We start from the raw sequence: 20,893 nt of genomic DNA, 5'->3' as shown, positions 1-20,893 counted from the left end.
TGGCGTCAGCGCGCCGGAACAATGGGCAGAAGCAGGCTGGACGGCGTTGAGCTTCCACAATGAATCGATGTGGTGCCTGCATACAGCGGAGCAGGTCGGTTCTCGGTATCGTTGTGCAGGAATGGGCCGCAGCCAGTCAGTGGGTTCTTCATGTTGGCCAGACGCGCAGGCGGCCCGTCCCATTCGTAGTCGCGACCGCGAACGGTGAGCGCGATGCGGTGCCCCGCGGGAACCACCACGCAGGTCGGCCATATCTCAACATCCACCGCTACCACTTCACCTGGCGCGACGAACTTGGCGCGCTGATGACGGTAGAACGGCCGCCACGGCAGCGACCGATTGGCGTCTTTCTCGCGGTGCGACAAGCGAAGCCACCCTTGTCCCGCAGGGGTATGAGGATCGAGCGCGCCCTGGAAGACGACTTCCTTTCCCTGTGGGTCGATGATCTGGAATACAGCAAAAAGGTCGGCGTCTTCCGTGGTTGAGGACACATGAAGTTTGGCCACGAGGGGGCCCGTAATTTCCGTTTCTTCGACCATGGGGCGAGACAGGAAAGTGACTCCCTTGCCGAGCGCCTCGAACGACTTTGTGCTGTTGCCGCCTGGGCTCTCCTCCAGGGAGTCCGTATCGGCATCCAGAAACATGTGCGTCCAATGGGTTCGCGCCAGAGGCCATTCGTTTTCGTGACGATGGAAGAAGCCGTTGAGCTTGCGCACCTGCAGAAGCACGCGTGGCTTGTCGTCCCAGCGATGCTTCTGGCCTTTCAGAAATCGGTCGAAGAAGCGCATCTGCAGGTCGATGCCGTAGTCTGTGTAGAAGAGGCTCCAGTGTTCAAGGCCATGCACCTCCAGCCACTTGTTGCGCGATCTGGCTTGTGTGAAGGCCTCAAAGTTGCCACGTGGGTGGATCCCTTGACCGCCCCAGTTGGCGCAAGACAGCAATGGGACTTCTATGTCCTCCCAGCGTGGCGTTCGGGCCTGCCAGTACTCGTCGTCAAAAGGATGCGCCCGAATTTCTGCACCAAAGTCTGCTCGCGATTCGCGCAGTCGCTCAACGGTATGCGTTTCGTCGCCGCACACCCATTCGCCGGTGACTCTGCTTCGCGGTCCGTTGGCACCCAGTCCATGCTGAACCGTTTTGACCTGCTTGTCGTACCAGTTGGCCAGAAAGGTGCTCAGGATACCGCCGTGGTAACTCATGTCCCTGTAGAAGTCGGCGCCGCCTTCCCATGCGCAGATCGCACTCAGATGCGGGGGCTTCAATGCGGCGACCTGCCACTGGTTCATTGCGTAATAGGAAATGCCGTTCAACCCGACTTTTCCGTTGGACCAGGGCTGTGTCCCCGCCCACTCAATGCAGTCGTGGAAGTCCCGTGTCTCGCGCGGTGACCACACGTCAAGATAGCCGGGCGATCTGCCCGCACCGCGAGAATCCACGCGCACGCACACGTATCCATGGGCAACCCATTTCTCGGGGTCGACCACCTCCCAGCTTTGGTACTTGTTGGTACTGCCGGCAGCGACATCCGGATGGTTGCTCACCATGCGGTCCCAGCAATCCGGATAACCTTCCTGAAAAGCCAGGCCCTTGGCATATGGCCCGTGACTCAGGATGACGGGATACTGCCCTTCTTCGACAGGTCTGAAGACATCCGCCCGCAACACAAGACCGTCGTCCATGACGATCTCCACGTCCCAGTCAATCCGCATTCCGTCCGCGATTTCAGATCTCAGCATTTTCATTTCTCTTCATTCCACCTTGATATTGGCCGCCTTGATGACGGCTCCCCATTTGCGCAGGTCGTCGCGAATGGACTGCTCCAGTTCTCCGGGCGTGCTACCAAGAGGCTCCAACCCCAAGTCCAGAATCTTTTTCTGGATGTCCGGCATAGCCACGATGGCGCGAACGTGGTCGCTGGTCTGCTGCACGGTGGCCGATGACCGCATGGCGGCAGGCGCGAACAAGGCAACCCAGTTCTCGCAGCGGTAACCCGTTAGCTTCTCGCGCACCGCGGGAATCTTCGCCATCACCGACGGCATGCGTTGATCGGTAAAGGCGATGGCGTTGAGCTTGCCTTCTTTGGCGTAGGGCACTGCCTGAGCGATTGATTCCGCCGAGACGTCAACCTGACCACCCACCAGGTCAGTCAGAGAGCCTGTCCTGTAGGGGATGTGTGTCAAGCGAACCTTTGTCTCCTGTTGAATCATTTCCATGCAGAGGTGGTTGCCACTGCCAACGCCGTATGAGGAGTAGGTAAGCTTCCCTGGCTTCTGCCGGGCTACACGAATCAGATCGTCGAGTGTCGCGATGCCGGTGGATGGATGTGCAACCAGCAGGTACGAGCCGACAGCGACCATACCAACTGGCGTCACTTCGCGAAGAGGTTCTGCAGCTGCCGCGTACAGATGCGGGTTGATGACGATCGGACTGTGGTTGGTGAACAGCAGCGTGTCACCGTTAGGTTCGGACTTGGCCACGGCCTGAAGAGCGAGCATGCCGTTAGCGCCGGGGCGGTTGTCGATGACGACTGGCCGACCCATTCGCTCTGCCAGTTTCTCGCCAATGGCGCGCGCCGCAACGTCGACACTGGTGCCGGGGCCATAGGCCACGATGACGCGAAGTGGCCGTTGCGGTTGAGATACGGCATCGCCATGCAGAGTGAGCAAGCCGGATGTAAGTGCCAATGCCAGCGTGCGATGGAGGAGGACCATGATGTTCGCCATGATTCGCCTCAATCGACCTTGATGTTGGCCTGCTTGATGAGGTCGCCCCATTTCCTGGAGTCGTTTGCGACAATGCGCTCGACCTCTTCCGGTCCCGCCCACTTGGGAACCAGGCCAAGATCCTGAATCTTCTTCTGGATGTCAGGCATGGCCACAATCGCGCGCAGCGATTCATTCAGTTGAGAGAGTTGAGGGGTCGTCTTCATCGCGGCCGGTCCGAAGATAGCCAGCCAGAGGTCGCAACGGTATCCTGGGATCGTCTCGGAAACTGCGGGTACCTGGGGCAGCACTTGCGGCAGGCGTTCGTCGGTGAATGCCAGCGCCTTGAGTTTTCCTTCTTTGACGAAAGGTGTCGCGTTGGCGATCGGCTCGGTCGATACATCCACCTGACCTGCCACAACATCCGTCAAGGAGCCCGTCTTGTAAGGGATGTGGAGCAAACTGATCTTGCTTGAGCTCTGAATCATCTCCATGCACAGGTGGGGGCCGCTACCCACGCCGTAGGACGCATACGACACTTTCCCAGGAGAGGCTTGTGCCTTCTTGATGAGATCAGCAATAGACTGGATGCCGGCCGAGGGGGTGGCAACCATCAGGTATGAGCCAGTCGTGACCAAGCTCACAGGCGTGAGTCTGGCGACATCTCGCCCCGCTCCCGCGTAGAGATGTGGGTTGATGACGAACGGACTGTGGTTGGTAAACAGTAACGTCTCACCGTTGGCAGGGGCGGAAGTTACAGCCTGAATCGCCACGATGCCATTTGCGCCTGGCCGGTTGTCTACGACGACGCCTTTGCCTGTGCGCTCGGCAAGCTTTTCTGCGATTGCCCGGGCTGCAATGTCGGTGGCGGTTCCCGCACCGTATGGCACGATGAGACGAGTGGTCCGCGAAGATTCTTGCGCTGCTACGCCGGTTGCCGCGCAGATCAAAGCGGTGGCGAACAGGCAGGCGTGTAGTCGGGTGCATGGCTTGAGCATGAAAGTCTCCTTCGTTGTATCTGCGGAATGCGTCGCAGGGTTCGAAGGCTATGGGTGCTAGCGTCTGGGGAGGAAATACGAAATTTCGCTGACGTCATGCCCATGCGGCATGTCGGGGAAATCCCTCAGAAGCCGGTGGGTATGTACGCAGTGCCCCATGAGCCCGAAGCGACGCGTTTCTCTGCGATGTCCGTTGCCATTGCCTCGACGTGCTCGCCGATGTTGGGGAAATATCGATTCCGCGAGCGCACCATTGACCATTCGATAACCATTCCCACAATGGGCGCCGCGCTCAATCGACCATCTGCAACAGCAAAGTAGATCGCCGAATATGGGAGGATGGCCGTGACGGAGCCCGCCTCTGCCAAGTCCAGCGCCAGTTGTTTTGAGTTCACTTCAAGGCACACTGGTGGGACGACGCCTTGCTCGCCGCACGCTCGGTCAACGATCACTCGAATGGAGTTTGGACGTGTTGGGATTGCCAGTGGGACGCTGACGATGCTGGAAAGAGACACAGGGGCGTCGAGTTGAAGGCCCCGATCTAGAGAAGTCACCGCGCACAGTGGTTCGACCACCAGAGGAAGTGCAGACAGCGCAGCGGTGCTGCGAGGGCCGGCGACGATTGCCAGATGGGCCTGTGCGCTTTCCAGCCAAAGCGTGACGTCGATGACCGCGCTGGCTGCTTCGTTGACTTTCAGGAGTTGCGACGGGTTCTCTTTCAGAAAACGAGAGACCAACGGAACCGTGATGAACTCATGCAACGAGGGCGGAACGATGAGCGAGAAGCTGGCCTCCGATCCGCTTTGCGATCGAAGTTCGTCCACCACGCTCTCATGTTGCAAGGCGAGAGCGTTGCCTCGCTTGCGAAGCAGCTCCCCGGATGGAGTCAGACGGACGCCTTTGGTGGACCGCTCGAACAAGGAAATGCCCAGCTCCTCTTCGAGCAACTGCATCTGGCGGGACAGCGCCGGCTGCGCAATGTGCAAGGCTGCCGCAGCTTTGGTCATGCTGCCCGAACTTGCAATCTGCAGAAAGTATCGAAGCTGTTGATGCTTCATCGTCGGATGACAATCTTCAGGCTCCGATGGAACATCGCGCGTGTTGCGGACCGACCTCATCGATGCTTTTGCAACCCAGCAATGCCAACGTGTGCAATATCTCAGCCTGGATGATCGTCAAAGCGCGAGCGGCACCTGCCTGCCCAGCTGCCGCGAGGGCATAGAGGGGCACCCGTCCCAGCATCACAGCGTCCGCCCCGAGAGCGATGGCCTTGACCACTTCACTGCCTCGCCGGAACCCGCTGTCGACCAGAACAGCGATTCGGCCGTCGATGGCATTCGCGATCGCGGGAAGTGCATCAATCGGCGCCACGGAACTGTCGAAGACGATGCCTCCGTGGTTGCTCACAACTATGCCGTCGGCGCCACAGTGCATCGCCTGCACTGCGTCCTCCGGATTGAGGATGCCTTTGACGATAAGCTGTCCGGGCCAATCGTTACGCAGTCGGCGCAGGTCTTCCCAGGTGATGGAGTCGTTTTTCGCCATCGCGTCTGCAATGGGCTGCGCCGTCATCCTAGCCTTGACGTGTCCGGGATAGTTCTCGTAGCGAGGCATGCCGGTGGTTGCAATGTAGCGACCGATGACTTCCAGCAACCAGCGTGGGTGTCCGATCACATCAAGGCAATTTCGAAGATTCAACCGCAGTGGGAGCGTGAAGCCATTGCGAACGTTGAAGGGTCGATTTGTGGCGACTACGCTGTCTGCAGTGACAACCAGCGCGTCATACCCTGACTCTCTGGCTCTGGAGACGACCTCGTCGGACATGGCCCGGTCTGGCCAGATATAGAGCTGAAACCACTGTCGACCACCGCCCACTTCACGAATGGTTTCCAGACGGGTGGTGGAGGCGGTGGACACCGTGAATGGAATTCCCGCCTCCGCCGCTGCTCGTGCCATGGCGATTTCGCCTCGGTACCACACTTGACCGGCTGGCCCCGTGGGCGCGATGACAACCGGCATAGACAGAGAATTTCCAAGCAATGTGGATGCCGTACTCCGTTGCGACACGTCACGCAGGACGCTGGAGCGCAACTTGACGCGCTGGATGGCTGCACGGTTGAGGCGAAGCGCCAGTTCGTCTTCTGCCCCCCGATCAATGAATTCAAAAAGTCCTTTGGGTAGGCGCCGCTGCGCGGCGGCGCGGATGTCATCGCTGTTGAGCCAGCTGGCAGGGTCGCTCATGAGTTCTCCAGGATATGCGTTGCGATCTTCTCGGCAATCATCAGTGTGGGAATGTTGGTGTTGCCACGCGGCAGTGTGGGCATGATGGATGCGTCAACGACACGCAAGCCTTGCACGCCATGAACCTTTCCCGAGGCGTCAACGACTGAATCTTGGTCGGCCGATTTGCCCATTCGGCAAGTGCCTGCATGGTGTCCTGAGGGCGACACGAAAGAGCGCGCATGCTCAGCGAGGTCGATGCCGCCACCGAGAATCTCTTGCGCCGATGGTCCGGCGCCCATCGCCGGACGAACCATGCTCTCGATGGAGGGCGCGGTATCCAAAGCGGCGCTCAGGAGTGCGCTGATGACCGCATTCCCGGTTGTCTTCTCATTGAGCTTGCGCAGCCTGTCGCTAAAGCGAACGGAAAAGAAGGGATGCCCGGTGGCCTGAAACGGCTTGGAAGTGGCCAGGCGGGCCATGTCCTGCAACAGACGGCCCGATCGCTTCACATCTTGCGGTGCGGAAAGGAAGTTGAACGTGATGGATGGTGTATCACCATCGCGCGCCAGCTGCACTTCACCCCGGGATTTCGGTTGAAGGATGTAGCTTTGCAAAGTAGCGATGCGGCGTCCGAGCGGGTGGTCCGCCGACTTGTTGAATACCGCGAAGTACAGATCGGACGAGCCACAGCCGGGCAATCCCGAGGAGTAGCGGAAGCTGGCGTTCAAGCCGAGCGCGAGGCTGGGCTTCTGCCTCATGCTGGGTGAGAGAAACCCCGCCATGAACATCATGGGGTGGTTCTGCAGATTTCGACCTACCCCCGGTCGGTGCTCGAGGACGGCAACTCCATGAGCCTTGAGTTTCGGCGCGTCGCCAATACCTGCCCGCATAAGAAGCGTTGGCGAAAGCAGAGCTCCAGCAGACAGGATGACCTCACGACCCAAGAAATCATGGGTGCCAGTACCCCCCCGTATGGAGACGCCACAGAAGCGCTGCCCGTCATGCAGCAATTCACTTACCTCTGATCGGGTTAGAACGGAGAGATGGGGCCGCCGCCGGACCTGCTCGGTCAGATAGCAGATGGAGCTCGACTGCCGTCCCTGTGCGGTCGAGGATGATGGTAGTGCAAAGATGCCGTCATCGAACTGGCCGTTCATGTCGTCGTGCAAGGCGATGCCTTCCTGGCGTGCCCAGGACAAAGCAGCCTGACCGAGTGGCGGCCATGACCCCGGTGGTGTGCGGCGTATGACTGTGGGGCCCATATGACCATGGAGCTCGTTTTGCATGTCCACATCCGTCTCCAGTTTGCGGAAGAAGGGAAGGACATCGTTCCATGACCAGCCGTGTGCGCCCAAGTCCTGCCAGAGGTCATAGTCTTCGGGCAGGCCGCGAAGAGCGACCATCCCCATGATGTTGGAGCCGCCACCCAGAAGCTTCGCCTGTGCGACGCCGCCCAAGGAAGATGTGCCAGCGTCCAGATAGTGCCCTGCGAGAGGCCAGCGGTACCTCCCCACGAATGAGGCATCGCTTGCCAAAGAACGAATGTTCGCCGGGAGGCTCTCGTTGGAGACGTCGTCACCCGCCTCGATCAGGAGAACGCGTCGCCGGCTGTCCTCACTCAATCGGCTGGCCAGCACGCACCCAGCGGACCCGCCACCAACGATGATGTGGTCGTAGACGATTGCCGTTGACGGCGCGTTCATGGGTTCACAGCATCTCTGGTTCCGTGGGCGCCAGGCGCCACTGCGGTTTCTCTCATCACGGCGTCGGTGGAGCGATACCTTTCGGCCATTTCTCTTTCGTGCTCCGTTTGCAGCTGCGCCTGCATGTAGGCGCCCAGAGCCCGCGCATGCCCCACGATGAATTTACCGAATTGGTGGCGGTCTTCTTCATAGGCTCTGAGCGCGGCCGGAATACTCGAAGCGCTAGACAGTGCACATACCAGGGCCATCGCATCGCCGCCAGCTTTGGTTACACCCATTCCGCAATGAGGCCGAGCCACGAAGGCTGCGTCGCCCAACAGGGCGACACGCCCGAAGGCGAGTTGGGCGCTTTCCAGATCAAAGATGGGCTGGAAGAAAAGGGACTCTGTCTTGCGAACTACCTCGGCGAACTGAGGTGCCAGCACGTCGCTAGCCGCCTGGCGCGCGGCATCAAGGACGGACGCGCGGATCAGCGGTGGAGGAATACCGTCGGACCAAACCTTGCCACTATCGTCGGTGACCATGTCTCTGAGCGTGGTGGATTCTTCCGCGGGCCTGTACCAGACGAAATTGAATCGGCGGGTACCGGGCTTGACTGAGTTGTTCTTGCCTGCGACTGGGTACGCGATCATCTGCTCTCTCGGGGGCAGACCGAATGCGAAGTAGGGAAACAGTTCGGCCAGCGTCCGGGACGAGAGCGCGGATTCTTCGACGAGACCTCTCCATGCCACGTAACCGGCGTACTGGGGCCGGGCCTCTGGAAGCAGAGCGTTTCGAACTTGGGAACGGATTCCGTCAGCGGCCACCAGCAGCTCAGCACGGGCTTGTGTTCCATCGGCGAACACAGCAGTGACACCATCACCATCCTGGGTGTGCGAAATCAGTTGCTTGCCGTTGTGGTATCGCTCCTCCGGCAGCGCCGCTTTGAGACCGCTGTACAGCCTCCCCCAGGCCGTGAGAATCTGGGGCATCGCGCGCTTGCTGTCGACCGAACCGTCAAGGGCGAGCGTGACGCGCTCCTCTACCGATATCCCGATGGTGTCGTCGACCAGGACTCCAGCCATGGTCAGCGCGTCCATGAGCTCCGCATGGGTCACGATTCCGGCCCCCCGGCCTTCCAGCTCTTCTGCAACACGTTCGTATACGTTTACGTCCCAGCCCGATCGATGAAGCATGTTGGCCGCAAGCAGCCCACCCAGCGAGCCTCCGATCACGATGGCTGTCTTGTTCTGAGTCATTTGGGTCTCCTGTCGGACGGATGTCATTTGGCGGCGGATCGAGCAAGCGCCGCGGCCTCTTCGGCGGGGTAGTTGAGCTCGATCGTCACGCCGGAAGGGTCTTCGACGAACACCTGGTGCAGGCCGAGGCTCGGGACGGTGCGTTCCCGGTAGGTGAGGGATGCCAGCTTGAGTCGACGGTGCATATCGGGCAAGTCGGTAGCCAGGAACGCGACGTGGTCGACCGCGCCGCTACCGTTCAACGCATCTGCTGCCTTGTCGCCCAGATAGTCCGACAAACCAGAGGGGTCGTTCGGATCGATGCCGATGATGTGAACCACGCCGAAGTCTGCTTCGTCTCCGCCGCGGTAGAGCCACAGTCCAGGGAACTGGAAAGGAGGTCGGAAGCCCTCTTTGAAGTCCAGGATCTCGACATAGAACCGTCTGGAGGCCTCCATGTCAGATGTGCGCACCGAGAAATGCGCAAGTTTGCAGATTGGCATGTCGCTTCCGCCTCATAAGTTATCGAAAGATAAATAATATCGGATCGACGCTACGCGTGACAAGAGGTTTTCCTAGGAATATTTCTCCTGGACTTAGGGGTTTTCACTTATTTGTTTATCTGTCGAAAACTTATCCAATGCCACCCCTATGTTATCGGTCGCTAAATTATGTGGCCGAACATCAACCCTGGAGTTCATAGGAGACCGCATGAAGAAAACACTGTCCTTCTCTCGCTCGATGTGCTGCCTGGTCACTGGCCTCGGCATCCTGGTCGCCTCGGCAGGGGCGCAGACCATCAAGATCGGCCTACCGATTCCTTTGACAGGGCCTTACGGCGCAGAAGCGAAAGATCAAGCCCGCAATGCCGAGTTGGCTGTGAAAGAGTTCAACACTGCAGGTGGCATGGGTGGGCGTCAGGCGGAGTTGCTGATCCGCGATGACAAACTTAACCCGGGCGAGGCCGCCACTCGCACGCTGGAACTGCTGGAGAAAGATGGCGCGCATTTCATCGTGGGTGGTCTTTCGGCCGCCACGCAGCTGTCCATCAACAACGTGACACGACAGCGCAAGGTCATCTATGTGTCCATCAGCCAATCCGATGTCATCAATGAGGCCTCGGATGCCGGTCCCTACACGTTTCACGAGGCGCCCAACCCCCACATGACCACGCAGGCCGTGGGCCGGTACGTGTTCAAGAAGGACATGCGGGTTGCCTTTCTGACCGCCGACTACGCCTATGGCCACGAGATGACGCGGGGCTTCACCCGTGTCGCGCAGGAACTGGGTGCCGTCGTCGTGGGCGAGGTGAAGCACCCGCTGGGGCACCAGGACTACTCTGCCTTCCTGCCCCGGTTGCAGGCGATGAAGCCCGACGTTCTCATATTCAACAACTTCGGCAACGACAACCGCATCTCCATCAAACAGGCTGGCGACTTCGGGATGAAGCGTGGCATGCAGTTCGTGACGCCCATCCTGACTTACACCGCGCGCGTTGCCGGCGGCGCCTCCACCTATGAGGGCGTGATCGGGGGCACCCAGTATTTCTGGGAGATCGAGGACAAGACGCCAAGTGCCAAGGCCTTCAACGCAGCCTTCAGGGCCGTCAATGAAAACCGGTATCCCTCCGACTACGGTGCAATGGCCTATTCGGCGGTCAAGAGCCTGCTGGCGGCCGTCAAGCAGGCCGGCAGCACCGACAGCGACAAGGTGTCAGCCGCCCTGACGCAACTGAAGTACGACACCTATAAGGGGCCTCAGTACTACCGCGCATGCGATCGGCAGTCAGTGCAGTCGGTGCTGATCATCCAGTCGAACAGCAAGGAGGCGAAAGATCCGGCCGATGTCTTCAAGGTTCTGCACACCGAAGCGGGAAGCGAAAAACTCCTGCGCTCCTGCCAGGAGCTCGGGCACAAGGGCTAACAACATCTGAAGCAAGACAGGGATCAGGGTTCGGCTGTCACTTCAGGTGGCCCGGGCGCGTGAATTTATGGAAATTACCTTTGACCTGCTGGCGCTGCAGCTCTTCACCGGGCTGGCATTGGGCGCGATCTACATCCTGATTGCCGTGGGGCTGTCGCTTATCTTCGGCATGCTCACCGTCGTCAACTTTGCCCATGGCGCGTTTTTCATGGTTGGCGCCTATGTGGGCGTTTTCGCGGCGGAGCGCACAGGAAGCTTTTGGCTCGCCCTGCTCATCGCGCCCGTCGTGGTCGGGGGCTTCGGGATGCTCTGTGAACGGTGGCTGATCCGCCCGCTCTATGGACGCGGCATCGACTACCCATTGCTGCTGACCTTCGGCCTGGCCTACATGATGGTCGAGGGGGTGCGCATCATCTGGGGCAAGACCGGCCTGCCCTTCGATACCCCGGAGCTGCTGCAGGGGGCCACCAACCTCGGCTTCGCACACTTTCCGACCTATCGGCTCTTTGTCGTCGGCGTGGTGACTGTGCTGTTGCTGGTGTTGTGGTTGCTGATCGAGAAGACCTCCTTCGGTCTCATCGTGCGAGCCGGTGCCCGAGACCCCGTCATCGTGCGCGTGCTCGGCGTGGACGTGTCGCGTGTCTGGCTGCTGGTGTTTGGTGTCGGCACGGGCATTGCGGCGCTGGCTGGCGTTCTGTCCGCGCCGCTGCAGGGTGTGAGCCCCGAGATGGGCACTTCCGTGCTGACAGTGGCATTCGTGGTGACCGTGGTCGGTGGCATGGGCTCGCTGATGGGCGCGGTGGTGGCCGGTCTGTTGGTGGGCGTGGTTGAGAGCATGGCCGTTCTCTTTTTCCCGGAAGCGGCCAAGGTGTCCATGTTTCTCATCATGGCCGGCGTGCTGCTCGTGCGCCCTCAAGGTCTCTTTGGCCGCGCGGGGTTGATGTCATGAAGGAGGCCCAAATGAACGCCACTGTCCATTCCGCACAGCCTATGCCTGATGGCCGTATACAGGGTGCGTTGTGGCGGATCGCTCGACACCGTGTGCTGGCCACCGCGCTGTTCTTCGCCATCTTTCCGCTGTTGATGCCCTACGAATCTGTTGCCATCAACATCCTGATCTTTGGCCTGTTCGCCGTGGGGTTCAACCTGATCTTCGGCTACACGGGCATGCTTTCGTTCGGACATGCGGCGTTCCTGGGGGTGGGGGCCTACACGGCCGGCATCCTTGTGGCGCAGCACCAGCTGGCCTGGTGGTTGGCCATTCCGGCCGCAGTGGCCATGAGCTGCATGGTGGCCCTGGTCATGGGCCTCTTGGCGATCCGCACACGGGGCATCTATTTCGCGATGGTCACCCTGGCGCTGTCCCAGTGCGTCTACTTCCTGGTCTACCAGCTCCCGGCATCCGGTGGAGAGAACGGCTTGCGGGGCGTGAACGTGGCGGAGGTGAGCATCCTGGCGTGGCAGCTCAACCTGCTGAACCCCACGCAGAAGTACTACTTCATGTTCGGGTTTGTGGTGCTTGCCATGTGGCTGCTCTCGCGCATCCTGGCCTCTCCGTTCGGTGGGGCCATCGAAGCCATCCGAGAGAACGAGGCGAGGGCCAGGGCTTGCGGGTTTGATATCGAACGAACGAAGCTTCTGTCGTTCGTTCTGTCGGCCGCCTTCTGCGGGCTCGCTGGCGCACTCAATGCGATCCACCTGGGCAGCGTTCCGATTGAAACGCTGCACTACGCCATGTCAGGCATGGTGGTGATGCTGTGCCTGCTCGGCGGCATGGGCACCTACTTCGGCCCGTTCGTGGGTGCTGCGCTGTTCCTGCTGATACAGGATCGCGCATCGAACTGGACCGAACACTGGCAGCTCATCGTGGGCGCCATCTTCATCTTCTTCGTCCTCTTCTTCCCCAAGGGAGTGTGGGGGACGCTTCTCGAAAAGCTGAAACATGAGCGTTGACCCGATTATCGAAACCGTTGCCGTGAGCAAGTCCTTCGGGGGCTTCAAGGCGCTGAGCAATGTCAGTGTCAAGGTGCAGCCTGGCATGCTGACCTCCATCATCGGACCGAATGGCGCGGGGAAGAGCACGTTCTTCAACTTGATGTCGGGGGCGTTCGCGCCCAGCGAGGGCAAGGTGCTGTTCCAGGGGCGCGATATCACGGGCTTGCGCGCGCACGACTTCGCGCATGCCGGCATTGCCAAATCGTTCCAGATCACCAATCTGTTTCCCAACTTCACCACGCTGGAGAACGTGCGGATCGCCCTGCAGGCCCATGTCTCCCGTTATGGCTTGTGGAAGCGTCGGGGCGATCTACCCGGCTTGAGCGAACGTGGCATGCAATTGCTGGAGATCGTGGGGTTGGGCACGCGCGCGAAACACCTTGCCCGCGAGCTTGCCCACGGCCAGCAGCGCGCGCTGGAGATCGCGGTCGCCCTGGCCGCAGACCCCCGCCTGCTGCTGATGGACGAGCCAACGGCGGGGATGAGCCCTGAAGAAACCAGGATCATGATGGACTTGATCCGCCGGCTGGTCGGCGAACGCACCGTCGTGCTGGTTGAGCACAAGATGAAGATGGTGATGGGCATCAGCGAGCGCATCGTCGTGTTGCACCATGGGGAACTGATCGCGCAAGGGTCGCCCGACGACATCCGTGGCAATGATCTCGTCAAACGCGTCTATCTCGGACAAGGGAGTCACTGAACATGGCCATGTTGAAAGTTGAAAACCTCCATGCGTGGTACGGCAGCAGCCATGTGCTGCAAGGCGTCAACCTGGAAGTGCACAAAGGCGAGCTGGTCTGTCTAATTGGCCGCAATGGTGCGGGCAAGACCACCACGGTCAAAAGCATCGTCGGGCTGCTGCCCAAGGTCACGGGATCGGTGAAGTTCGAAGGCACCGAGTTGTTGACCCTTCCCGCGCATCAGCGATTTGCCCAAGGGTTGGCCTATGTGCCGGAGGAGCGGCGCATCGTGCCGGGTCTGACGGTGCGCGAAAACATCCGCCTCGGTCTGCTGGCCTCACCACTTCGTCAGCGGGAATCCGAGGTCATCGAGGAAATCGCGGAGACCTTTCCCCGGCTCAAGGAGCGCTTGGACCAGCAGGCGATCACCATGTCCGGCGGCGAGCAGCAGATGCTGGCCATTGCCCGGGCCGTGGCCGCCAAGCCGAGGATGGTGCTGCTTGACGAGCCTTCCGAAGGCATCATGCCGGTGCTGGTGGATGAAATGTTTGAGTACTTCGGCGCTCTCAAGCGCGCTGGCATCACCATCCTTCTCATCGAGCAGAACGTGGGCCTAGCCCTGAAGATCGCGGACAGGGCCTATATCCTGGACCAGGGCGAACTGGTCTACAGCGGCCTAGCACAGGCGATGCTGGAGGACGAGGCCATTCAGGAGAGGTACTGCGCGGTCTGAGCCGGCGTTTGGTCGAGGGGGAAGGTCGGTAATAATCGGTTGATCACTTGCGGTGTTTGCACTGCAGGTTCCGACTCATCTGCCCCATGCCCAAGACACAAGCGACCTCCCCCGAGAAAGCACCAGCCACTATCACGCGCCGTCTATCGGCGGAAGACAGGCGGAGCCAGATCGTGGAGAAGGCGATCCAGCACTTCACGCGCCATGGCTTCGGTGGAAGCACGCGCGAGCTTGCCCGGGAACTCGGCGTCACGCAGCCGCTACTGTATCGTTACTTCCCCAGCAAAGAAGCCCTGATCGACCGGGTCTATGACGAGGTCTTCGACAAAAGTCCGGCTTGGGAAGGGGGGCTCACCGACAGGAGTGTGCCCTTGAACGAGCGGCTGCGTCGGTTCTACGTTGCCTATGCCGGAATCATTCTTCGGGAAGAGTGGATCCGGATTTTCATCTTCGCTGGGCTCACAAAGGAAGGCATCAACAACCGCTACCTGAACAAACTGCATGCCAGAGTGTTCGTGCCGGTGCTCAAGGAAGTCCGGCACTCATATGGCATCTCGGAGCCCGGCTCCAATGATGTTCTGGACGCTGAAGTCGAACTGGTATGGGGTTTGCACGCGAGCATCTTCTATCTGGGCGTTCGCAAATGGATATATGGATTGAAAATCCCGAAGGACGTGGATGCAGTCATCCGTGCCAAAGTTGACACATTTCTCGCCGGAGCGCCTGCTGTCATGCAGGGTATGCGCAAGGATGGTGCTGGCAAGCAGTGATCATTGCGCACGTCAGACGTCGCTGGCACGGCTAGCGCCCAAGACTGGAGTAGCTGCGCCGGCGATTTGGACGAACTACGGCGACGGGTTGACGAGGCATCGAGCTCGGCCCAGGATACTGATTCCAAACATCGAAGGTTCAAGAGCGTCGAATATGACAGCGCACGTTTCTCCTATCGAAGCTCTCTTCCCTCCAAAGCGAAATTGAAGATGTTGACTACAAGATTCACAGTTCCAACAGTTCATGCGGTGTTGAGTTGACGCGCGTTCAAGGGCCAGCGCCCGCCATGCCTGCTGGGGTACGGCGAACCGAACAGTGCGCTGTGTACCTTCACTACAAGGATCGGTTGCCCTACTCCACCCTGCTGGAAAATTGTACTAAGAACATGTCTGCCGAGCAGTGCAAAAGGTGCCTAGGGAAGCCGACAAACTAGGGGGTTTGGAAGCTACGCAATTCTGGGCAAAAGCACAAAGGACTTTGATGCCTTCATTCGTTCAGAAGTGCCGAAGTGGGCAGGAATAGCGAGGGCCGGGAGGATCGAGATAGACCGAGTCGCTAAGTGCGTTGCCGTTGTGCGGGCCAGGCAGCACTGATTGCATCTTAGCCAGGCCGACAAGTAGCTGAGAGCTTTAGACCCCAGAATCCTGATTCAATATTTCAGTCTCTGAAGACCGGACATACTTCCCTGTTCTGCTAAGAGTTTTTCCCTGATCCATACACACGACACAGTCCATAAATCATTCGAAGACCGCGCAGCGTGTGAACTTGCGGCGGGTCTGGGCGTCGATGACGGGCGAGAAATCCCTGAAAAAGTCCCTGTTACAGGGATTTTCTCTGAGACGATTTGATTTGAGACTACGTCCTCCGCCAAGAAATTGGACTCACCAAAGCCCTTCTGGACCACACGTCCTCAAGGGCTTTGTTTTTTCACCCCTCCGTCGCCCATTCAGCCCGCATCTTCCACCGGCATCGGTGCCGTTCGTGGTGATTCGGTTTCTCGAAGGTGATCAATCACGAGGTTGGTGAAGTGCTCCAGGTTCTCGTTCGGGGACCTGCCCATCTTCACGATCCTGCAGTAGTTGAAGCGCACGGGTGGCAGCAAACGGGCGATGTTCACCCTGTACCTTCGACAGACTGCGGTCGCGAACGAAGGAATCACGGTCACGCCGATGCCGCGCTCGGCCAGCGCCACGGCGGTTTCGAGATGGCTGACCGTCATGGTGCGCCGGAGCTTGAGGTTGTGGCGTTTCACCGCGGACTGCAGCAACTGCTGCACCGGGGAGACGTCGGACAACGCAATGATCGGATGCGCCTCCAACACGCTCCACTCCATGCTGGGACCGATCGTGCTGTCCTGCTCGGCATGCACAAGCACCAAGGTGGAAGGGGACACAGGCAGCTGCTCGATACCGGAGGCCTTTTGAAAGAAGGCACCAAAAGCGGCGTCGATGCTGCCGCTCTCCACGAGCTCCTGCAGTCGGCGCGGGGCCTCGTCCATCACGTCGATATGCACGTGCGGGTGTGCATCCCGAAACGATTCAAGCATCTCGGGAAACGCGTGGGAAGCCAGTGTGGGCGTGAAGCCCACGCGAAGGCGGGCGCACCGGTGCCTGTGGATCTCCTTCAACTGCATGGAGGACAACTCCAGCTCCTGCACGACACGCATGGCGGTCTGCCGGAACTGATGCCCGGCTTCGGTCAGTTGCACGTGACGCGTGGTGCGTTCGAACAGGTTGCAGTCGAGCTGGTTTTCGAGCTCACGGATCGCCGAGCTGAGCGCGGCCTGGCTCATGTGAAGCTTCTGGGCCGTCCTGGTAAAGTTGCTGGTTTCGGCAACCCCCAGGAAAGCCTTCAGCTGCCGAAGATGGAGATTCATGGCAGGCCTGGGTGGCGTGTTCCGCGCCTGCTATTCGATCTTGATGTTGGCGGCCTTGATCAACTTGCCCCAGCGCTCGTGATCGGCCAGGATCAACTGACCCAGTTGCTGCGGCGTCCCCGGGGAGGGTTCGGAGCCGGAGGTTTGAATGGTGTCGCGCGCCGACTTGGTGTTGAGCGCCGCATTCAAGGCCGCATTGAGTTTCGCGATGATCTCTGGAGGAGTCCTGGCGGGCGCCACGATGCCGATCCAGCCCACGGACTCATAACCCGTCAGCCCTTGTTCGGCGAGGGTCGGTACGTTGGGCAAGGCCGGGCTTCGTCTGCCCGACGTGACGCCCACGGCCTTGAGTGTGCCGGCCTTGATCTGCTGGATGGAGGTGCTGGTGTCGCTCATGGCCAGCGGCATCTGGCCGCCCATGACGTCCTGCGTGGCGGGCGCCGTTCCCCGGTACGGTACCGAAACAAGTTCTGCCTGTGTCATCTGACGCAGCAGCTCGACCGACAGGTGCATCTGGGAGCCATTGCCTCCGTGGCCGACGGACAGCCCACCCTTGGTATCTCTGGCCCTGGCCACCAGATCGGCCACGCTTTCGATGCGCGACGCGTTGCTCGCGACGACCACGAAGGGAATGGTGATCATCATGCCCACGGGCGCAAAGTCCTTGAGCGCGTCATACGGCTGGGACTGCCCCATCAACTTCGCCAGACCGAGCCCACCGATGGTGCCCACCCCCAGGGTATAGCCGTCGGGCGCCGAGCGCGCAACGGCATCCAGCGCGATGGCACCGCCAGCGCCCGGCCGGTTCTCGATGACCACGGGTTGACCCAGCTTCTCCGCCATCAGGGGGCCGAGGACGCGGGCCACCTGGTCGCTGCTGCCACCCGGCGGGAACGGCAGCAGCAGACGAATGGGTTTGTCGGGAAACTGGGCGGCCGCCTGCGCCTGTTGCGCCCAGGCCGGTGAAGTCCCGAGCGCACCCACGATGACGGCCAGTAGAAATCTGCGGTTGATCATGTCTGTCTCCTGTTCAAGTTATGGGTTGAATAAGCCCGCGTGGCGAGGACGGTGCGAACGCCCTCAACCGTCGGCAGCAACGAAAACGGCGTCCAGCGCCACAACGCCTTGCCCCTGTGGCAGGGCGATGAGTGGATTGATGTCCACCTCGATCACTTCGGGATGGGCCATGAGCCAGCGTGCCAGCGCGCTGGCGGCTTCGCTCACCGCAGCGACGTCCACGGGCGGTGTGCCGCGCAGCCCCTCGAGCAGGGCTGCCCCCTTGAGGCGCTTCATCTCTTCCGCCATCTGCACCGCCGTCAGGTCGGCCGGCAGCAGCAACACGTCGTTCAGCGCCTCGACCCAGACACCGCCCAGGCCGAGCATGAGCACCACGCCCCACTGCGGATCCCGCTTGGCACCCAGCAGCAGTTCGACCCCGCGGGGTGCCATGGACTCGACCAGAATGCCATCGAGCACCATACCCCCCGTGCCCTTCGACACGCTGGACTGCATGCGCTCCCAGGCTTCACGCAGTTCCGCCTCGGAGCGGATGCCCACCGCCACGCCGCCGACGTCGCTCTTGTGCATGAGCTGGTCCGCCTGCGCCTTGAGCACCACCGGATACCCCAGCGAGTTGGCAACGTCCACCGCGTGATCGACGCTGCGGCCCAGCGAGCCTTGCGGAACGGCGATGCCGATGGAGCTCAGCAGTTGTTTGCCTTTGTATTCGGCCAGCGGTCCCGCCGGCAACCGCGCGTTCATGCCCGCGGGGCGGGCGGATACCCGATCGCCCGCACGCTGCAGGGCGCGGGATCGCTGATGCACATGCGCCATGGCGCGCAACGCGCGGTCGGGTGAGCGGAAGAAGGGCACGTGGCTGTCGTGCACCAGGCGGACAAAGCGCTCGTCCAGCGGCGACTCGTCGCCCATGATCACGAAGGCCACGGGTTTGTCGAAATGCTCGAGCACCGGCAGGATCGAGTGGGCCTTGGCCACCTGGGCATCGCCCAAGCCGCCCATCAGCGCGATCACGAGACTGCCCACGTTGTCGTCGGACAGCACCAGCCGTGCGCTCTCACCAAACAGTGCCGGTGACTGCATGCCAGCCGTGGTGATGTCGAGCGGGTTGTCGGGCGTGACGAACGCCGGCAGAGCCTGCGAGAGAGAAGCCAGCGTGGCCTCGTCCAGCTTCGCCAGCGGCACGCCCAGGTCCTCATCCACATCGATGGCGATGCCACGCAACGCCCCCGAGTTGGATATCACGGCCGCCTGTGGCGACTTCAGCGGCCGGGGATACCGGGCCAGCAACGCGGTCACGTCGAACAGTTCATCGAGCGTGTCCACAATGGCCACGCCCTCGCGGCGCACGAGGGCACGCATCACATCGTGATCCCCCGCCAGGGCCCCGGTGTGGGACTTCGCGGCATCGCGCGCCGCCTGGCTGCGCCCTGGATGCAGCAGGACCAGCGGTTTGCCCAGTTGTCGGGCCCGTGCGGCGCAGGCCAGAAACATCCGCGGATGGCGCAAGGTCTCGGCGAACACCGTCAGCACATCCACTTCCTCGCGCTCGACGAGATGGGCAATCAGTTGCTCCAGATGCACGACGGCCTCGTTGCCGGTCGATACGGAATGGGTGACCCGCAAGCCACGCGCCAGCAAGGCCAGACGGGTGTTGGAGGTCATCGCGCCGCTCTGGCCCACGATGGCGACCCGGGGACCACCAGCTGGTATCCGGGGATCGAACTCCTCGAACGAGAGGGGCACGCCGTCATGGAAATTGATGAGCCCCATGCAGTTGGGGCCCAGCAGGGCGATGCCATTCTCCCGGGCGATGCGCGCGATGTTCGCCTGCAAGGCCATGCCCGCGTCGCCGCCCTCAGCGAAGCCCGAGGCAAAAACCGCAGCGGCACCCACGCCGCGACGGGCACAGGCCTGGATCGACTCTTCCACCGCCGCCTGCGGCACCACCAGCACCGCCGCATCCACGCCCATGGGCAGCGCATCGATGGACTTGAGGCAGGGTTCACCGTCCACTTCGTCGCGGGTGCGGCTCACCAGATGCACATCGCCCTTGAATCCCATGAGTTTCAGGTTGCGGCGCACACGCCCCGACACGGAGTTCGGGTCGGGCGAGGCGCCCACGACCACCACGGAGCGCGGGGCCAGCAGACGGCGCAGGTCCATCGGCCTGTCCACCTCATCGCGGTTCGTCAGCATGTCTTGCGGCTGGCTCATCGGGCATAGGTCTCCAGACCGGGGCGGAAGGTCTTCTGATCCAGGAACTGCGACATGGCCGTGGCACGCCCCTTTTCCGGATCGTGGAGGATGGCCTGGTCGTACTTGGCCATCAGGTAATCGTTGGCCTGCTCCCAGCTCATGTCCTCTGCGTGGCGGTACGCGATCTTCGCGGTGCGCAGCACGGTGGGGTTCTTCTTCTTGAGGATGTCCGCAAGCTCGATCACGCGCGCGCGCAACTGATCGGCGGGCACCGATTCGTTGACCAGCCCCATGCGGGCCGCCTTGCGCCCGTCGAAGGGCTCGCCGGTCATCACGTAATACATGGCATCGCGTTCGTTCATCACCTGGGCCACGGCTCGGTTCACCACGCCCGCGGGAATGATGCCCCAGTTGATTTCGGACAGACCGAAGGTGGCGTCGTCCGAGGCGATGGCCAGGTCACAGGAAATCAGCGGTGTGAACGCACCGCCGAAGCAGTAACCATTGACCATGGCGATGGTTGGCTTGGCAAAGAAGCGCAATTGCTTCCACTGCCACAGCGCGTTCGCACGGAACAGTTTCATCTGCTCGGCAGGCTTGCCATCGGTCGCACGGAAGTAGTCGCGCAGGTCCATGCCCGCACTGAACGCGTTGCCCGCCCCCGTGAGCACCACCACCTTCACCGAGTCATCGGACTCCAGCTCCGCCAGCACCTCCACCATGCGGTAGACCAGGGGTGGGCTGATCGCGTTGCGCTTGGCCGGCCGGTTGAGAGTGACCCATGCGATGCCGTCCGCCCGCTCGAGGAGAACGGGGTCTTCGCTGGGAGAGATGGCCTTGTCTTCGTTCATTCGCT

At 61.0% G+C, this 20,893-nt stretch carries 18 protein-coding genes; 6 read left to right on the top strand and 12 right to left on the bottom strand.

Annotated features, from left to right (window positions below; genetic code table 11):
* Positions 1-5 precede the first annotated feature (5 nt).
* The 8 genes from J2X09_RS11745 to J2X09_RS11710 all read right to left on the bottom strand — a co-directional run bounded on the left by J2X09_RS11745 (position 6) and on the right by J2X09_RS11710 (position 9,346).
* Positions 6-1,742, bottom strand: a complete 1,737-nt coding sequence (locus J2X09_RS11745) for a CocE/NonD family hydrolase (protein ID WP_310308302.1) — start codon at positions 1,740-1,742, stop codon at positions 6-8.
* Between the two features lie 6 nt (positions 1,743-1,748).
* Entirely contained in the window at positions 1,749-2,723 is a 975-nt protein-coding gene (locus J2X09_RS11740; protein ID WP_204733601.1) for a Bug family tripartite tricarboxylate transporter substrate binding protein, read from the bottom strand.
* A gap of 8 nt (positions 2,724-2,731) precedes the next feature.
* The gene (locus J2X09_RS11735) at positions 2,732-3,700 is read right to left on the bottom strand and encodes a Bug family tripartite tricarboxylate transporter substrate binding protein (RefSeq protein WP_204733600.1); all 969 of its coding nucleotides are present in this window, start codon (positions 3,698-3,700) and stop codon (positions 2,732-2,734) included.
* A 125-nt stretch (positions 3,701-3,825) separates the two neighbouring features.
* Positions 3,826-4,758, bottom strand: a complete 933-nt coding sequence (locus tag J2X09_RS11730; protein ID WP_204733599.1) for a LysR family transcriptional regulator — start codon at positions 4,756-4,758, stop codon at positions 3,826-3,828.
* A 16-nt stretch (positions 4,759-4,774) separates the two neighbouring features.
* On the bottom strand, positions 4,775-5,941 hold the full coding sequence (locus tag J2X09_RS11725; protein WP_204733598.1) for an alpha-hydroxy acid oxidase: 1,167 nt from the start codon (positions 5,939-5,941) through the stop codon (positions 4,775-4,777).
* The gene (locus J2X09_RS11720; RefSeq protein ID WP_204733597.1) at positions 5,938-7,626 is read right to left on the bottom strand and encodes a GMC family oxidoreductase; all 1,689 of its coding nucleotides are present in this window, start codon (positions 7,624-7,626) and stop codon (positions 5,938-5,940) included. Before J2X09_RS11720 ends, J2X09_RS11725 begins: the two co-directional genes overlap by 4 nt.
* Entirely contained in the window at positions 7,623-8,864 is a 1,242-nt protein-coding gene (locus J2X09_RS11715) for an FAD binding domain-containing protein (protein ID WP_204733596.1), read from the bottom strand. Before J2X09_RS11715 ends, J2X09_RS11720 begins: the two co-directional genes overlap by 4 nt.
* A 23-nt stretch (positions 8,865-8,887) precedes the next feature.
* Positions 8,888-9,346 carry a VOC family protein gene (locus J2X09_RS11710; protein ID WP_204733595.1) on the bottom strand — a complete coding sequence of 153 codons (459 nt, stop codon included), beginning with the start codon at positions 9,344-9,346 and terminating at the stop codon, positions 8,888-8,890.
* Between the two features lie 208 nt (positions 9,347-9,554).
* Here J2X09_RS11710 and J2X09_RS11705 point away from each other — a divergent pair, with 208 nt between their 5' ends.
* The 6 genes from J2X09_RS11705 (at position 9,555) to J2X09_RS11680 (ending at position 14,944) form a co-directional block, all read left to right on the top strand.
* On the top strand, positions 9,555-10,766 hold the full coding sequence (locus J2X09_RS11705; RefSeq protein WP_310308298.1) for an ABC transporter substrate-binding protein: 1,212 nt from the start codon (positions 9,555-9,557) through the stop codon (positions 10,764-10,766).
* Positions 10,767-10,839: 73 nt separating this feature from the next.
* Positions 10,840-11,715: a branched-chain amino acid ABC transporter permease gene (locus tag J2X09_RS11700; RefSeq protein WP_204733624.1), complete on the top strand. Its 876-nt coding sequence runs from the start codon at positions 10,840-10,842 to the stop codon at positions 11,713-11,715.
* Between the two features lie 11 nt (positions 11,716-11,726).
* The gene (locus tag J2X09_RS11695) at positions 11,727-12,719 is read left to right on the top strand and encodes a branched-chain amino acid ABC transporter permease (RefSeq protein ID WP_204733594.1); all 993 of its coding nucleotides are present in this window, start codon (positions 11,727-11,729) and stop codon (positions 12,717-12,719) included.
* Positions 12,709-13,461: an ABC transporter ATP-binding protein gene (locus tag J2X09_RS11690; RefSeq protein ID WP_204733593.1), complete on the top strand. Its 753-nt coding sequence runs from the start codon at positions 12,709-12,711 to the stop codon at positions 13,459-13,461. Before J2X09_RS11695 ends, J2X09_RS11690 begins: the two co-directional genes overlap by 11 nt.
* 2 nt (positions 13,462-13,463) lie before the next feature.
* Positions 13,464-14,174 (top strand): ABC transporter ATP-binding protein, encoded by a 711-nt coding sequence (locus tag J2X09_RS11685; protein WP_310308293.1) that lies wholly within the window; start codon positions 13,464-13,466, stop codon positions 14,172-14,174.
* A gap of 86 nt (positions 14,175-14,260) precedes the next feature.
* Positions 14,261-14,944 carry a TetR/AcrR family transcriptional regulator gene (locus tag J2X09_RS11680; RefSeq protein WP_204733592.1) on the top strand — a complete coding sequence of 228 codons (684 nt, stop codon included), beginning with the start codon at positions 14,261-14,263 and terminating at the stop codon, positions 14,942-14,944.
* Between the two features lie 947 nt (positions 14,945-15,891).
* Here J2X09_RS11680 and J2X09_RS11675 read toward each other — a convergent pair.
* From J2X09_RS11675 to J2X09_RS11660, 4 genes are all read right to left on the bottom strand, one after another.
* A complete protein-coding gene (locus tag J2X09_RS11675) occupies positions 15,892-16,821 on the bottom strand; it encodes a LysR family transcriptional regulator (RefSeq protein ID WP_204733591.1) in 930 nt (309 codons plus the stop codon).
* 30 nt (positions 16,822-16,851) lie between these two features.
* Positions 16,852-17,838 carry a Bug family tripartite tricarboxylate transporter substrate binding protein gene (locus J2X09_RS11670; RefSeq protein ID WP_204733590.1) on the bottom strand — a complete coding sequence of 329 codons (987 nt, stop codon included), beginning with the start codon at positions 17,836-17,838 and terminating at the stop codon, positions 16,852-16,854.
* 63 nt (positions 17,839-17,901) lie between these two features.
* Positions 17,902-20,055, bottom strand: a complete 2,154-nt coding sequence (locus J2X09_RS11665; RefSeq protein ID WP_204733589.1) for an acetate--CoA ligase family protein — start codon at positions 20,053-20,055, stop codon at positions 17,902-17,904.
* Positions 20,052-20,888 carry a p-hydroxycinnamoyl CoA hydratase/lyase gene (locus J2X09_RS11660; protein ID WP_204733588.1) on the bottom strand — a complete coding sequence of 279 codons (837 nt, stop codon included), beginning with the start codon at positions 20,886-20,888 and terminating at the stop codon, positions 20,052-20,054. The genes J2X09_RS11665 and J2X09_RS11660 overlap by 4 nt, the downstream gene beginning before the upstream one ends.
* Between the last annotated feature and the right edge of the window lie 5 nt (positions 20,889-20,893).

Source organism: Hydrogenophaga laconesensis, from assembly GCF_031457235.1.
Lineage (GTDB): Bacteria > Pseudomonadota > Gammaproteobacteria > Burkholderiales > Burkholderiaceae_C > Hydrogenophaga > Hydrogenophaga laconesensis.
The sequence above is the reverse complement of the archived record's forward strand: the minus strand, read 5'-3'. Positions and strand labels throughout refer to the sequence as shown.